The sequence below is a fragment of the Paenibacillus sp. CCS19 genome (assembly GCF_033239625.1).
Classification (GTDB): Bacteria; Bacillota; Bacilli; order Paenibacillales; family Paenibacillaceae; genus Paenibacillus_T.
On record NZ_BTCK01000031.1, the window covers coordinates 62,517 to 77,532 of the forward strand.

Sequence of the window (15,016 nt, forward strand, 5' to 3'; positions counted from 1 at the left end):
GTACAGGCAGGCAGCCGTTGTTCTTATCGGGCAAAGGGCCAGCGGGCAACCCGAAGGGCAAGCTGGGACAGCAATTCACGACAGAGGAAGGCTATCGATTCGCGAGGCAGACCGGCATCGAGATTCTCGCGGTTGTGCAATCCGCGCTCGGCACCCTCGATCGGGTGAAACGAGTCGTGAAGCTGCAAGGCTTCGTGAATGCGGACCCGCAATTCGAGGAGCACCACAAGGTACTCAGCGGCTGCTCCGATCTGATGCTGGACGTATTCTTAGAGAAAGGCTTATGTGCCCGCTCCGTATTCGGGGCTGCATCCGTTCGAGCGAATCTGCCGATCATTATTGATTCTATATTCGAGGTCGAGGAGTAATGTCGTTAAACGCAAATCGGCCTGCGCCTTCTGTCAGCACGTCTACGACGCGGTCGGTCATTTCGTCCACGCTTATATCCTCATATGATTTGGTCCATTGTACCGCGGCGCCGAATATCGACCAGCTTGTCATGAGAGCCATCGTATCGACATGGATGATCCAATCGGCCTGGTCCGCCCGAAGCCGTTGCAGCCAGTGATGCAGCAATTCGGCGAGCTCGTCACGGACCGAGCTCTCGAATAGCGGGTTGACGGTATCGACAGGGCTGCAACGACCGTATAACGAGCGAACGTGTTCCAGTACTATTCGAACCAGCGCGCGCAAATGCTCGGGATTCCAACCTGCATCCGGCGGAAGTTCACGCCCTAGTAAATGGCGAAATTTATCACGAATAGACTGCTCCAGCAGCGCGAATTTGTCCGGAAAATGAGCGTAGAACGTCCCCCTGTGTACATCTGCGCGGTCGGTGATATCTTGGATGGTCATCGCGGTAAATCCCTTTTCCCGCATAAGTTCCGCGAACGATTGCTTCAGCAGTAACTGCGACCGTCTCCGTCGTCTATCGGCTTCATTTCTCTCCATTTCCATCGCTTATAACGCTCCTCGCTTGACATCAACGGAGCTCAAGAGCCGACAGCCCCGACAAAATCGCCGGTTTGTCATGTAAACGACTTTCGGGCTGCATTGTCCGTTGTTACCAGTCTTTTACTTTATTACTATTGTAGTGAACGCGGCCCGTTTATTCAATGAAGCGAAGAGGGATGAATGATCATGGCGATGGAAATACCTCAGAGAATCAAAGCGATTCGTTATTCTACTTACGGAGGGCCGGATGTACTGCGTTGCGAGGAAGTGCCCGTTCCGACGGCAGGTGAAGACGAAGTTCTCGTCCGCGTTCATGCAGTCGGCGTAAATCCAGGCGATTGGCAGATCCGATCGGGCTTGGCTGGTGATCGGTTCAAACTTCCTTATATTCCGGGCTGGGATGTGTCGGGAGTGGTTGCCAGCGTGGGGGCTGGAGTAACGGGCTTTCGTCCGGACGATGCCGTTTACGGGATGACCGTCAACAGTGGAGGCTGCGCGGAATATGTCGTTGTGCCGGCGGGGCATTTGGCACTTAAACCTGAATCGGTTGATTTTGTCGAGGCGGCAGCTTTGCCTCAGTCTGGCTTTACCGCTTGGCATGCGCTGTTCGAGCAGGGAAAACTAAAGACGGGACAAACGGTACTGATCAACGGTGCCGCCGGGGGAGTCGGCCACCTTGCGGTCCAACTCGCTCGATGGAAAGGCGCGCGCGTCATCGGAGCCGCTTCCGCCCGTAACAAGCCATACTTGTTCGATCTTGGCGTCCATGCGTTTGTCGACTATACGACCGGTCTACCGGCAGAGATCGAACATAGCGTGGACATTGTCCTCGATACAGCGGGAGGAGAAAACGTAGACTGGCTTCTGAATGCCCTTAAGCCGGGAGGCCGCCTCGTACCGATTACGCGGGGGCGCTATTCGTCGGACAAAGCGGCACAGGCGTCTGTAACAGTCCAAGAGGTGCAGTACCCGCCGATCACTGCTGCTCATCTAAACGAATTGACCCGCCTAGTTAACGGAGGGCAATTGAACATAACGATCGACTCTGTATTCCCCTTAGAGGAAACTGCCAAGGCACATGAAAAAAGCGAGAGCCGCCGAGCGCGCGGTAAAATCGTCATCCGCGTGTTGTAGTGGTGAATCCAGCGGTCTCTAAATTTCTTGCGATCGAGCAAAGTAAATGATTGAACGGGGATGACCTCTAAAATGCAAAGCCCCTCGGCCGTTCATTCACGGCGAGGGGTTCTTTTTATCCAAGCTGTCTCACTTTATCCTCAATCGAGCTGTCACTTTCCTCGTCCCACACGACCGATATCTCGAAGGTGCCCGGTTCGAAGAACAACGGCAGTCTCCGTCGGAACCATGACTGCATCGGCAATTCGAGCGCCTCCTCCACGGTAACCCAACATAACTCCCCCTCGGGCGGGTTCGTTAGCAGCTCTCCTGTATATTGAGTCGCGAGATAATTAAAAACCAAATACCGATAATTCGTCTTCGGCACGACATATTCGTCGATGCCTTTGAAGATCAGATCCTCCGGCTGCACGAGCAGCCCCGTCTCTTCTCGCAGCTCGCGTACCGCCCCTTCGGTGAAGCTTTCGGGGAAATCCACTTTGCCGCCAGGACCGATATAACCCGGAAATCCAAGCTTGTCCGGTCTGTTCATGAGCAGAATTTTATCCTCGTCTTGCACGATGCACATCGTATATAATCCGCACACATTGCTAGCTGCCATACGTTCCTCCCGCATACTTTCACGAAAATGATAGTAATTGCTTATTCTATAAATCCATCAAACATCCTGCATGAATGGGAAATCGCTTGCGTTTAACTTGAATAGGGAGCTTGCTTAAATTGTAATATTTTGATAGAACTGAAATGTCATTTTTGGTAAAATATCGAGTATTAAGCTGAGAGGATGGATGAATCAATGTCCAACAAATCCGTTAAGAAAACAGTAGGTAAGTCCACTAAGCAATAACAATAAAGGAGAGATTATTTGAATCATAACGAGGTTGTTGAAATCGGGAACGCATATTTGCTTCCATTGGTATCCGAGTTGTACGGGCTGGAAGGCTATGAAATCCAGCTGATCCCTGCGCATGACAGAGGGCGGAATGTCGCATATACATGCGAGCAAGAAGGCGCCAACGCTTATGTACTCCGAATCGCTTACTTGCCTGACAGGAGCCGGGAAGATTTGTTGGGCGAGGTCGAGTATATCCGATATTTATTCGAGCATGGAGGCAGCGTCTCGAATGTCGTCAGCTCCAGGAAGGGAAGTCTGCTGGAGGAGATCACTCACAATAACTACACCTTCTATATATGCTTGTTCACGAAGGCCAAGGGACGAAGTCTTGCGGACAATCATTATCAGTATCGGGATGGCGTTCCGATTGCCGAGTACTATTATAATTGCGGCGCAACGCTGGGGAAACTTCACCAATTGTCGAAGGCATATAAGCCGACCCATCGTCGCTACAGCTTTGGGGACAAATACAATGTCGAATATATCGATAAGCTGATACCCGACTCGTTACCGCTGCTGAAGAAGAAGCTGTTCGATCTCCTTACAACCTTACAAGGATTGGACAAGAACCGTGAAACATTCGGAATGGTCCATTTTGATTATAACGATGGCAATTATGCGATCGATTACGATACCGGTCAGATAACGGTATATGATTTCGATAATGCATGTTACTGCTGGTACATGTTTGATCTGGCAGGTCTGTGGATACAAGGCGTCGGCTGGATCCAATTCGAACCGGACGCGGATAAACGCCGCAAGTTCATGGACGACTATTTCGAAACCGTCCTCGCGGGATACCGATCCGAGTGCGAGGTCGAGGATTCGATGTTAGATCAGGTGCCTTTATTTATTCAAGCAAGCATCATGGAGAACATCGTTGACACCTTCGAGGTCATGCGGCACAACGGCGAGGAGCCCGAGTGCGACGAGGAGCTGTCGTATCTGATCAAGTGCATGGAAGACGACATCCCGTACAAGGGATTTTTTCACGACATTTATTCTTGTGAAGAACCTTTTGAATGCGAGGCTCGAGAGATTCAGTCTAAATAGTTAATAGAGAACCGCCGCCTATCGTGGCGGTTTTTCTTTTGGCCGCCAACAACATTCAAGGATAGCAGCAGCTCAATAAAATATTGCCATTCCAGCATCCACCCTACACAAGCCGTCCGAACCTGCTATAATGGATACGCGCTGCGCGTTTGGCGGCGCTTCGAAATCCTTGCCGAAGGCGGGCAAGGTAGAGGTTCGCAAACTCCCTCTCTAAAAAACTAAGCTCAAAGGAGACCACATAATGACAGGAAGACAACACGAGGAAATGAGCGATCTGACGCTCCTCGGCAACCAAGGCACCAAGTACCCATTCGAATACGCGCCAAGCGTGCTCGAAACGTTCGACAACAAACATCCATACCGCGACTACTTCGTTAAGTTCAACTGCCCGGAGTTCACGAGCCTGTGCCCGATTACGGGACAGCCGGATTTTGCAACGATCTATATCAGCTACATTCCGGATGTGAAGATGGTCGAGAGCAAATCGCTCAAGCTGTATCTGTTCAGCTTCCGCAACCACGGCGATTTCCACGAGGACTGCATGAACATTATTATGAACGACCTGATCGAGCTGATGGACCCGCGCTACATTGAAGTATGGGGCAAATTCACCCCGCGCGGCGGCATCTCGATCGACCCGTACTGCAACTACGGCAAGCCAGGCACCAAGTTCGAAGCGATGGCGACGCAGCGTCTGATGCAGCACGACATGTACCCGGAGAAAGTGGACAACCGTTAATTGCAGCGGTGTCCTTGTTATAGAAGAAGAGCTGTCCTTGAAGCCGATAGGCTTCGTAGGGCAGCTCTTTGTCGTTATGTTAGTAGGCGTCGAGCTTCTATTTCCACCCCGCTGGGAACTGACATTCTTTTATGCGATAATGAAAGAATCGAAGACGATTGAACGATGAAAGGTTTGAAGTACAATGAATTGGCTCCGAAGCCGCCTAACACGCTGGGTCATCGTGATCGCAGCTTTCTATATCATTCTGTTCTGGGTGCCGACGCCCTACTATCTCTATCAGCCCGGAACGGTAGACCCGCTCCATGAGCTGGTCACGGTCGAGCAAGGACAGAAGCAGCAGAGCGGGGGTACCTTCAACCTCACAACCGTGTACTCGCAGAAAGCCCGCAATATTGTCATGTTAATCGAGGGCATGCTGGACAAAGATACCGAAGTACGACGCACATCCGATGTGCAAGGCAATCTGACGGACGCAGAGTACATGGACGTGCTGAAGCATATGATGTCCTCCTCCCAGCAGACGGCGGTTGCTTCCGCACTGACCGAGGCTGGACTGCCCGTAGAGAAACGTGTGACCGGCTTATTCCTGCGAATGCTTGTACCAGGCTCCAAAGCGGAAGGCGTACTGGAGGTAGGCGACATCCTGCTCAAGGTAGACGGCAAAGCGGCCATCTCCCTGCAAGCGGTCAGCAGCTACATCACCTCTTCCAAAAAAGCAGGCGATTCCATCGAGGCGGTCATTCTGCGAGACGGCGAGGAGCGAACGGAACGAATTGAGCTGGTGTCCAATAACAATCAAGGCCAGCCCGGCATCGGCGCGATCTTCGAGCCGGAATATGCGGTGACGCCTTCTCGCAAGATTGATTTTGCGCAATCGGACATTGGAGGCCCGTCGGCGGGGCTGATGTTCTCGCTTGAAATTCTCGATCAGCTGCTGTCAGAGGATCTGACGCATGGATTGAAAATCGCCGGCACAGGCACAATTGATATAAACGGCAACGTCGGCCAGATCGGCGGCATGCGCGACAAGATTGTCGCCGCTCATCAAGCCGGCGTCGATCTGTTCTTCTGTCCGAAGGATCAAGATGCGGCCAGCCATAATGCGCAGGAAGCGATCGATGAGGCGAAGAAGCGCGGCTACGACCTTCGTATCGTACCGGTCGGGACGCTGCAGGAAGCAGTCGATTACTTGAGGAACAATTATTAAACCGCTGGAGAACAAGGCCGAGGAGATGTGAAGCGGATGAATGAACGGAACAGCATGCATGACGACGGGCAACCGATTTCCGCTCCCATTGAACGGAACGAATTCGATGAGCTGGATGAGCAGGCGCTTGAACCGATCGGCGATACGAGAGGCGAACACGACTATCATCTTTTTATTATGAACCCGGCGCCTGGCGAAGGCGAGTTGACCGTTCTGTTCAGCGGCGAGGGCCGTCCTCATCCGCTGCACAAGATTGGCCCTGCCATCCACGATTATGTGCTCGTGCATACGGTGCTGTCCGGTCACGGCGTCTATCGGACGCGGGGGCAATCGTATACATGCCGCGGCGGCGATTCATTCGTTATTTTCCCAGGCGAGCTGTTCTCTTATCAGGCTGATGCGGAAGAGCCTTGGCATTATGTCTGGGCCGGATTCGTTGGTCCACATGCGCGGACGCTGCTCGATTCGATGGATGTGACCCCCGAACGACCGATTATCCGCGGCGCCCGCCTCCCCGATCTGCGGCCGCTGTACAACGCTTTGAACGATAGTTTGCAGCAGACGGACGACCCGATGCTTGCCGATCTCGAAGGTTCGGGCTGGCTTCGGCTTATCCTTGGTCAAATGGCCCGCATCTGCCGCGGCAACGGAACGTCAGCCGATCTGGATACGGCGGCGATTGACCGGCAGATTGAGCAGGCCATTCGCTTCATGTCGCTCCATTACACGCAACCCGTGTCCATCGATCAGCTTTCTCGCACGCTCGGCTACCATCGAACGCATCTGAGCCGCATGTTCAAGCGGACCACAGGGCTGTCGCCGAAGCAGTATCTGATGCAAATCCGGCTGGAGCGCGCGCAGACGCTGCTGTCCGATACATCGATGCCGATCGACCAAGTCGCCTCGGCTGTCGGATTCAACGACCCGCTCTATTTCTCGAAGAAGTTCAAGGATTGGGCCGGCATCTCCCCTTCTGCTTATCGCAAGGAGCTGCCGCAGCGGCAGCTTCCGACGGAATGAAATCTCCACTGAACGAATAAAAAAAGCGGTAGACCGGGACAAAAACCATTTAGCCCCAGACTACCGCTGTTATCTGAACGTACTACTTTAATCACCGTCTGACCATCGTTCTATCTATGAATATATTAGTGTAATCCCCTCTTATATTCTACAGTGGTCGACTGTATCCAGATACCTCGTTGGTATGAGAATGTTCTAGGCTGTACCTTTATTGCTAACTATGATGACTTCGCGATAGTGGAATTTTCAAAAGGGCCTTGCATCGATCTGTGGAAGACGGAAGACCGTACAACAAGCAACTTCACAGTGAAAGGCGCCCCATTCCCAACGATCGGTATCCAGGTCGAAGATCTCGATGAACTAGCTGCGGCTGTCATCGCGTCCGGTGTCGATTACGAAGGAGATGGAACGCTCTATGAAGATGAGGAAGGCAATCGTTTCTTCCGCTTCTTCGATCCGAACGGCAATATGCTCGTTGCCCATCAGCTCCCTGCCGAGGTCGACGATGAGGTGGAGCAGCGGGAGGCGTGACGACGCTTGGTAAGCAAATACCGTTCCGTACGGAAGCTGACCATTCTCGACGCGAATAGGACAAGCACTAACAAAACGGCCGTAACCAGCGGCTTGCCCGTGTAACCTGCCGCGCAGCCTGCAACGCAGAGACTGATGAGCGACGCTTCAAGCGACAATTCGGCAAATCGCTCAATACGGACCGATCCAACGCCTGCGCATTGATCACATAGCGGCGCGGAATGTAACGCATCATGTCGGGCATGATGCAGCGGCTTCCCTTGCCCTTCAGCCGCATCGCCCTCGGGGATGCGGCTGTGCTGCATGTCGGACGATTGCCTCCCCGTTCCGCAGCATGTTTCACAAATTCGACAGGTTGTCATATACATCAGCTCCAGCTTCATCCCATTATCCCTCCATTGGCCAAGTTGGTCGTAACTACCGCCTGCTCCTTCGGCAGCTTCCGCCGTTTGCTCCATCGCCAGCCGACGAGCACAGCGCGATAAACCTCATCGATCATAAGACCTGTCAGCACCCCGACGATCCCCCACCCTGCCAGTACACCGAACACATAAGCACCGCCAGTTGCAAAGATCCACATCCCTATCACTGTATTTAAAGCTACAAACTTCGCTTCGCCAACCGCATTAAGCGTATTCGTAATTGCATAGGTCCACGTTCGCATCGGCTGCCAAATCAGACATAACAACAAGAGCGGCAGCGCCTTCGCTATGACGTCCGCATCGGATGTGAACCAGCCGAGCGCCTCTTCGCCGAAGCTGTAGACGAGCGCAGCAAGCCCCAATGCAAGCGGGATTCCAGCCGCTGCTGCACGATATGGGCTCCGATAAGCCGCATCATACCGTTTGCCGCCGTATAGCTGACTGCACTGGATTTGCGCAGCTACGCCAAGCGCAGAGCCGATCAACCAAGGCAGCTGCTGAATGACGTTCGTGTACGTATAGGCGGCAAGCGAGACAGCGCCAAGCGAGGATACAATCGACAGCTGCACAATTTGCGAATACCCCCAGGACGCTGCTGTTCCGAGATTCGGCAAGCCGATTGCCATCATTTCCTTCAAGATCGGACGATCGAAGCCACGCCAATCCGAACGCTGAAACCGCTGCTCGAAAGCACCGGACAATACCCATGCGCTGACCAACAAAGCCAGCAGGCGGCTGACGATGGTCGAGATGCCTATGCCGACAATGCCAAGCCTCGGCAGTCCGAGCTCCCCGAAGATAAAGCCATAGTTCAGAATGAGATGCACCGCATTCATGCCGACCGCAATCAGCATCGGGGCTCTCGTGTTGCCCGTGCTGCGAATCATCGACGTCATCATCATATTAAGCTCTGTAATGATGACGCACGAGCCGATGATCGTCATATACGTAATGGCGTCAGGCGCCACCTCGGACGGTGTCTGCATAAGGCGGATGATTCCGCCTGAGCCGAATGCGAACAATAGACTCAGCAGCGCTCCGCCGATCATCCCCGCTTTAAGCGCCATCGCAGATGCCCGCCTTGCGGTATCCAGCGAGCCGGCTCCCCAGTGCCGAGCAATAACAATCCCGGCCCCGCCGTTTATAAGTACAAATATAGTCATGATGGATTGCAGCACCTGATTCGATAATCCAACAGCGGATACGGCATCATCTCCTAGACGGCTCACCATAAGGGAATCGACTGTCCCCATAAGAAATTGCAGCAGCGTCTCAATGGCGATCGGCCATGCGAGCGCGAATAGCGATAACGAATCGATAGATTTACGAGCTGTCACGGACATACCGTTGCGCAGCCTCCTTTGTTGACCATACGCTTCCCTAACGGAAACGAATATTCACATGATGTAAGTGACGATTTTGCTCGGGAATCGTGCTACTATTAATCAATATATAAGGATCTATAACGGAAGTCTTAATGGTTCTTGTCAAATATTATTCCAATCTTGCGATTCAGTCCTGAAGGGAGAGCTTAGATGAATAGAGAGCTGCTGGAGAATACGGAACTGGCCGATCCCGCCCTCCCCATCAATGTGTTCCATACAACGTTTAGGCATGTTGATTTCTTACGATTGCATTGGCATGAGCATTTCGAGCTTATTCATATCGAGCAAGGCGAGGCCGCTTACCAGATCAGCGGACGAACCGTTATCGCCCGTCCCGGCGATATGCTGTTCATCAATAGCGGCGAGCTGCATGCGGCAAGCTTAACGAATGCCGATTCGCCGGCAACGATCTGCACGATTGTATTCAACCCCTCCATGCTCAGCCTGAAGGAGCCCTATATTAGCGATATCGTCGCACCGTATACAACGGGGCTTTCGTTAATTGCGAATGAATTCAGACGAGCGGAAGCGATCTATCCGCAGCTGTTCCATACATTCGCTCTGCTTGCAGACGAATTCAACGCCAAGCGGCCAGGATTCGAGCTTGCCGTCCGCGCATACTGCCAGCTGTTATTTACTTGGCTGAGTCGGGACTACACCGTGACGAAGCGCAGCGACAGCGAGGTCGAGATGCTTCGCGTGAAGAATGACCGATTCAAGGAGCTGTTCACATACCTGGAGCAGCACGATATGGAACGTGTAACGGTCGAACACGCGGCGGCGATCGTGCATATGAGCGTGTACCATTTTTGCCGGATATTCAAGCAGATCACAGGACAGACGTTCATCCAATTCATGAATCTGAACCGAATCAACAAAGCCGAGCGGCTGCTGCTGCAAACCTCGATGAGCATCACGGAAATCGCCGCGGAGGTAGGCTGCAGAAGCATTAACAGCTTCTCGAAGCTGTTCCGTCAGATCAAAGGCATCTCTCCCCGCGACGTTCGGCGTGACCGGATCAAGAGCTAGCGCAGGCTTGTCAGCGAATACGGACTTCCCGATAAAACATAGACATAGGATGATTAATCTTCGGAAAGGGGTGCTGTGATGTCGAGTCATCACGCAGTAAAGAATGAAGCTGTCATCTTGCAGTCGCTGGCGAGCGCGCGGCTTTCATTCACTGCAATCGACAATGAGAAGGAGCTGGCAAGAGGGATTCAATATGCTGCTGACGGTAAAGGGCTGAAAGCTCGATTCGCAAACGACAGAGTAGAGCTCATGCTCTACAGCTCGGGAATCCGGGAGGAAGTTGCAGATCAGGCCGGCAACAACGAACAGACGCTTGCCGGGGTGCGCTTGAATCTTCATATGGTCGGATCAGATCCATCTGCGCTTCTGGAACCATGCGGGGAAGCCCGAGGAACACGTAGTTTATTGCTGGGCAGCAACGCGAGCCAATGGCGCACCGACGTGCCGGTTTATGACAAGCTCACTTGCCGCGGCGTATGGCCGGGTATCGATCTGGTCTTCCACAGCGGAGATGATGGATTCAAATTCGATGTCATCGCCCAGCCGGGCGCTAATTTGCATGCCATTCAATTTGCCTATGAGGGTGCTGACGGACTCGCGATTGACGATGATGGCGCATTGCAGATCACGACTGCATTCGGAACGATCGCCGAGCGCATTCCTCACAGCTACCAGTTGATCGATGGCGAGAAGCGTACGCTGCAGTGCCGCTACCGACTGATCGATGGGACTAAGCGGCAATACGGCTATGATTGGGGAGATGACTACAACCCGTCCCTTCCGCTTGTCATCGATCCTCTGCTGCTGTATATCAAGCTGATCGGTGAGACCCGAACTTTTAACTTTGTAAACGCGATTGCGAGCGATGCAGCAGGCCATGCGTATGTAACCGGCAGCACAACAGATCCGAACTTTATCGTCACGCCGGGAAGCTTTCAAACTACCTTCGCAGGAACATCCGCCGCTATCGTCGTTAAGCTGCCGCCGAACGGGGAGCCATTCATTTATTCCACTGTAATCGGCGGCAACGCCAGTGCGTCGGGCTCTGGCATCGCAATCGATTCGGCAGGCAATGCCTACGTCACCGGCTTTAATACGAGCAACAATTTCCCTGTTACACCAGGCGCCTTCAGCACGGTTCACAACCCGAACGGCGACATCTTCGTCCTCAAACTCAATGCATCCGGCAGCGAGCTCATCTATTCGACTTTTATCGGCGGCAGTAATACCTCTAATCAGGTTGCTGATCTTGCCATTGACGCGGCAGGCAACGCCTACATCACAGGCTCGACGAACTCTGCGGACTTCCCGACAACGCCTGGCGCGCTGCGAACGGCGAAGAACCCGGGCAATGTGCTAGAAGATGCTTATGTAACCAAATTCAACGCAACGGGAAGCGCGCTCCTCTACTCTACCTTCTTAGGCGGATCCGCTGCCAATATCGCGAACGGCATTGCCGTAACAGCCGCGGGAATCGCCTATGTAGCTGGCAGTACGCAATCGAGTGATTTCCCGGTAACGGCCGGCGCTTTCATGACTGCCAATCCAACGCCCGGAACGAATACTGCATTCGTAGCCCAATTGAAAGAGAGCGGATCGGCGCTCAACTATGGCACTTATCTTGGAGGTTCCGGGAGCGATTCCGCTCTCGATATCGCGTTCGATTCGCTAGGGAACGCCTATGTAACAGGGTCAACGACTTCGACCAATTTTCCGACTACAACGTTCGCCTTCTCCCGGACGTTCGGAGGAAGCACGGACGCATTCGTTACCAAATTAAATGCGGCTGGCACGTCTCTCGTCTACTCGACTTACCTAGGCGGAACGAGCTTGGATGTCGGCAGTAATATCGCAGTTGATTCCACTCATACCGCTTATGTGCTGGGTACAACGAACTCTTCGGACTTCCCCATTGTGCCAGGCGCCGTGCAGAGCAAACTGAATGGATCGCAGGATTTATTCTTTACGATGGTCAGCCTCACAGGAACGGATCTGCTCTACTCCACTTACCTGGGAGGTTCCAGATCTGAGGATGCCGGCGGCATCAGCGTCAACGCATTCAGCGAAGTATTTATCGGCGCCACAACGTTCTCCCTGGATTTCCCGACAAACCTGCAGGACCAGAAGATTACCGAAAGCAAAGCGGTCATCATCAGGTTCGGATATCCATCCATACCAGGGCCGCCTGGACCAGAGGGACCGGAAGGTCCGCCGGGGCCTCCAGGGCCACGGGGACCGGAAGGTCCGCAAGGGCCCCCAGCAGAACGGCCGCCTGTCGTTAACGTCACGGCGAATCCGACGATTATACAGCCTGGCGGCGAAACGCTCATCACGATGACGATACAGAACATAGCCTCGATTCCGATTCGAAAAAGGTTGCGTACACGCATTCCGGAAGGCTTCGAGCTTGTTGCACGGTCTCTCTTCATCAGCAATCATCCAGAGGTTGTCGATCTGCTGGAAGATTTCGAGCTTGGCGTCAATCAGCCCGGACAGATTGATACGATCCGGTTCCGCTTGCGCGCGCCGGTCATACGTCTGCTTGAACGCGGCATTTTGACCAATATCGTATCCAGTGAATTAGGCGATGTCGCCGTCCATACGGAGATTACGGTGGAGGACGAAGAGGAATAGTCGATGACAGGCTGACTGCCCTTGCATCCGCTCCATCGCTCTGCTATACTAGCTCATAATTTCAAATCGACATTATGCCTGTGAAGAGCATCCAACTCGGAGGCGTTCCCGTCAAGACAGCTTCGCTGCAGCCGCACCGCTGCAAGCTTCGTCCTAAGTTTACCGGCACCGCCCGTTATCGCGGAACCAAAGCGGATCGCTTCAGCCTCGCGCTGACGATCAAGTTGGGTGGCACCGCGAGTTATAGAACGCTCCTCGTCCCATACGGATGAGGGCGTTCTTTGTTTTGGTTTCAGGACAAAACTTAAGGAGCGGTGTTACATGTTGGACATCAAATGGATTAGGGAACATGCGGACGAGGTGCAGCAGGCAGCGGATGATAAGCGAATTAACTTGCGGGTTAGCGAACTGGTGGAGCTAGACGATGAGCGTAAGCGTCTCATCTTGCAGACGGATCGGCTGCGAGAAGCTCGCAATGCGGCATCGAGAACGATCGGGAAGCTCATGCAGGAAGGCAATGCGGATGCTGCTAACGCAGTTCGCGAGGAAAATGCGGCTATGCTCGCAGAGCTGGACTCGCTTCAGCCGAAGCTTGCTGCTGTTGAACAGCAATGGTCGCAGCTGATGCTGCTCGTGCCGAACGTTGTCTCGCCTGCGACTCCGCGGGGAGCCTCGGATGCGGATAATGTACAGGTGCGGCAGGCCGGCGAACCTCCTGCCTTCGATTTCGAGCCGAAGAGCCATGTCCAACTCGGAGAGCTGCACGGCCTAATTGATCTTGCTCGTGGCGTTAAGACTGCGGGAACTCGCCAATATTACTTGCGCGGAGCAGGCGTACTGCTCCACCGCGCCGTTCAGCAGCTCGCGCTGGATGTGTTGCTTGAGAAGGGGTTTACCCCGCTCGAAGTACCGCTTGCCGTACGCGAAGAAACGATGGTGAACACTGGCTTCTTCCCGCTTGGCGCGGATCAGACCTATCGCATCGCTGATGAGGATCGGCTGCTTGTCGGCACTTCGGAAGTGCCGCTCATCTCGTACTTCAGCGGAGAGGTTGTTGATGTGTCGGAGCCGATTCGGCTCGCCGCAGCGTCGCTCTGCTTCCGCAGCGAGGTTGGTTCGGCAGGCCGCGATGTACATGGCCTGTACCGGGTTCATCAGTTCGCCAAAGTGGAGCAGGTCGTCTTGTGCGAGGCTGACCCTAGCGTGTCGGAGCGCATTCTGCATGAGATTACGGCGCATGCTGAACATATTCTGTCGCTGTTGGAGCTGCCGTATCGGGTCATGGCCGTCTGTACCGGCGACATGTCGCAGAAGACGTATCAGCAGTTCGACATCGAGACATGGATGCCAAGCCGAGACGCATACGGCGAGACGCATTCGTCGTCGAACGTGCATGATTTTCAAGCCCGGCGCTCGAACATCCGTTATCGCGGCGCAGATGGCAAGCTGCATTACTGCCACACGCTTAATAACACGGCTGTCGCGTCGCCGCGCATTCTCATCCCGCTGCTCGAGAATCATCAGCAGGCCGACGGCTCGATCCGCATTCCGGCTGCTCTGCAGCCGTATATGGGCGGAATGAAGCGGCTCGCGCCGCCCGTCGCCATCGATGATGCATCGACGGCTGAGACTAGGGAGTAGCATATAGCTGCTATGCAAGAGATGCAGATGAACAACCATCTTCTTGCCTGCTTGCTGCTGCTTAGCTCTTAGCGATTGATTAAGAAGGAGGTCTGCAATCATTCAGGCCTCCTTTGTTGATTTGTGGTGCATTTCTGCACCTTATCACGCTCGCTCTGCCTCATTCGCTCCCATGTGGTGCATTTCTGCACCTTATCTCGCTCGGCCCTCCTCACTCGCCTCCTATGTGGTGCATTTCTGCACCTTATCTCGCTCGCTCCGCCTCATTCGCCTCCCATGTGGTGCATTTCTGCACCTTATCATGCTCGCTCCGCCTCATTCGCTCCCATGTGGTGCATTTCTGCACCTTATCTCGCTCGCTCCGCCTCA

Annotated in this window: 15 protein-coding genes and 1 riboswitch; of the genes, 11 read left to right on the plus strand and 4 right to left on the minus strand. The window is 53.7% G+C overall.

What is annotated here, in order from left to right; all coding sequences use genetic code 11:
• Window positions 1–17 precede the first annotated feature (17 nt).
• Window positions 18–368, plus strand: a complete 351-nt coding sequence (locus tag SBI19_RS19800) for a RidA family protein (RefSeq protein WP_317971266.1) — start codon at window positions 18–20, stop codon at window positions 366–368.
• Here SBI19_RS19800 and SBI19_RS19805 read toward each other — a convergent pair.
• A complete protein-coding gene (locus tag SBI19_RS19805) occupies window positions 346–957 on the minus strand; it encodes a TetR/AcrR family transcriptional regulator (RefSeq protein WP_317971267.1) in 612 nt (203 codons plus the stop codon). The genes SBI19_RS19800 and SBI19_RS19805 overlap by 23 nt on opposite strands.
• A gap of 183 nt (window positions 958–1,140) precedes the next feature.
• Between SBI19_RS19805 and SBI19_RS19810 the strand changes: the two genes are divergently transcribed.
• Window positions 1,141–2,088: an NADP-dependent oxidoreductase gene (locus tag SBI19_RS19810; RefSeq protein ID WP_317971268.1), complete on the plus strand. Its 948-nt coding sequence runs from the start codon at window positions 1,141–1,143 to the stop codon at window positions 2,086–2,088.
• Window positions 2,089–2,203: 115 nt separating this feature from the next.
• Here the strand turns inward: SBI19_RS19810 and SBI19_RS19815 are convergent, their stop codons facing one another.
• The gene (locus SBI19_RS19815; protein ID WP_317971269.1) at window positions 2,204–2,689 is read right to left on the minus strand and encodes an 8-oxo-dGTP diphosphatase; all 486 of its coding nucleotides are present in this window, start codon (window positions 2,687–2,689) and stop codon (window positions 2,204–2,206) included.
• Between the two features lie 264 nt (window positions 2,690–2,953).
• On the opposite strand from SBI19_RS19815, the gene SBI19_RS19820 reads away from it, so the two are divergent.
• The 5 genes from SBI19_RS19820 (at window position 2,954) to SBI19_RS19840 (ending at window position 7,536) form a co-directional block, all read left to right on the plus strand.
• Window positions 2,954–4,036, plus strand: coding sequence for a phosphotransferase enzyme family protein (locus tag SBI19_RS19820; protein WP_317971270.1), 1,083 nt, complete (start codon window positions 2,954–2,956; stop codon window positions 4,034–4,036).
• 184 nt (window positions 4,037–4,220) lie between these two features.
• Window positions 4,221–4,264, plus strand: a riboswitch (PreQ1 riboswitch).
• Between the two features lie 13 nt (window positions 4,265–4,277).
• Complete coding sequence (queF, locus tag SBI19_RS19825; protein ID WP_317971271.1) at window positions 4,278–4,775, plus strand: preQ(1) synthase; 498 nt, start codon at window positions 4,278–4,280, stop codon at window positions 4,773–4,775.
• 184 nt (window positions 4,776–4,959) lie between these two features.
• Entirely contained in the window at window positions 4,960–5,985 is a 1,026-nt protein-coding gene (locus SBI19_RS19830) for a SepM family pheromone-processing serine protease (RefSeq protein ID WP_317971272.1), read from the plus strand.
• Window positions 5,986–6,021: 36 nt separating this feature from the next.
• A complete protein-coding gene (locus SBI19_RS19835; protein ID WP_317971273.1) occupies window positions 6,022–7,005 on the plus strand; it encodes a helix-turn-helix transcriptional regulator in 984 nt (327 codons plus the stop codon).
• A 153-nt stretch (window positions 7,006–7,158) separates the two neighbouring features.
• The gene (locus SBI19_RS19840; protein ID WP_348538016.1) at window positions 7,159–7,536 is read left to right on the plus strand and encodes a VOC family protein; all 378 of its coding nucleotides are present in this window, start codon (window positions 7,159–7,161) and stop codon (window positions 7,534–7,536) included.
• On the opposite strand, the gene SBI19_RS19845 is transcribed toward SBI19_RS19840, so the two are convergent.
• Together SBI19_RS19845 and SBI19_RS19850 are read right to left on the minus strand one after the other, a co-directional pair.
• Complete coding sequence (locus SBI19_RS19845; RefSeq protein WP_317971275.1) at window positions 7,488–7,919, minus strand: hypothetical protein; 432 nt, start codon at window positions 7,917–7,919, stop codon at window positions 7,488–7,490. The genes SBI19_RS19840 and SBI19_RS19845 overlap by 49 nt on opposite strands.
• Complete coding sequence (locus tag SBI19_RS19850; RefSeq protein WP_317971276.1) at window positions 7,916–9,301, minus strand: MATE family efflux transporter; 1,386 nt, start codon at window positions 9,299–9,301, stop codon at window positions 7,916–7,918. The genes SBI19_RS19845 and SBI19_RS19850 overlap by 4 nt, the downstream gene beginning before the upstream one ends.
• A gap of 192 nt (window positions 9,302–9,493) precedes the next feature.
• Here SBI19_RS19850 and SBI19_RS19855 point away from each other — a divergent pair, with 192 nt between their 5' ends.
• The 4 genes from SBI19_RS19855 to serS all read left to right on the plus strand — a co-directional run bounded on the left by SBI19_RS19855 (window position 9,494) and on the right by serS (window position 14,647).
• Complete coding sequence (locus tag SBI19_RS19855; protein WP_317971277.1) at window positions 9,494–10,372, plus strand: helix-turn-helix domain-containing protein; 879 nt, start codon at window positions 9,494–9,496, stop codon at window positions 10,370–10,372.
• Window positions 10,373–10,450: 78 nt separating this feature from the next.
• The gene (locus tag SBI19_RS19860; RefSeq protein WP_317971278.1) at window positions 10,451–13,006 is read left to right on the plus strand and encodes a DUF7948 domain-containing protein; all 2,556 of its coding nucleotides are present in this window, start codon (window positions 10,451–10,453) and stop codon (window positions 13,004–13,006) included.
• An 80-nt stretch (window positions 13,007–13,086) separates the two neighbouring features.
• Complete coding sequence (locus SBI19_RS19865; RefSeq protein WP_317971279.1) at window positions 13,087–13,278, plus strand: hypothetical protein; 192 nt, start codon at window positions 13,087–13,089, stop codon at window positions 13,276–13,278.
• Window positions 13,279–13,327: 49 nt separating this feature from the next.
• The gene (gene serS / locus SBI19_RS19870) at window positions 13,328–14,647 is read left to right on the plus strand and encodes a serine--tRNA ligase (protein ID WP_317971280.1); all 1,320 of its coding nucleotides are present in this window, start codon (window positions 13,328–13,330) and stop codon (window positions 14,645–14,647) included.
• Window positions 14,648–15,016: the final 369 nt, after the last annotated feature.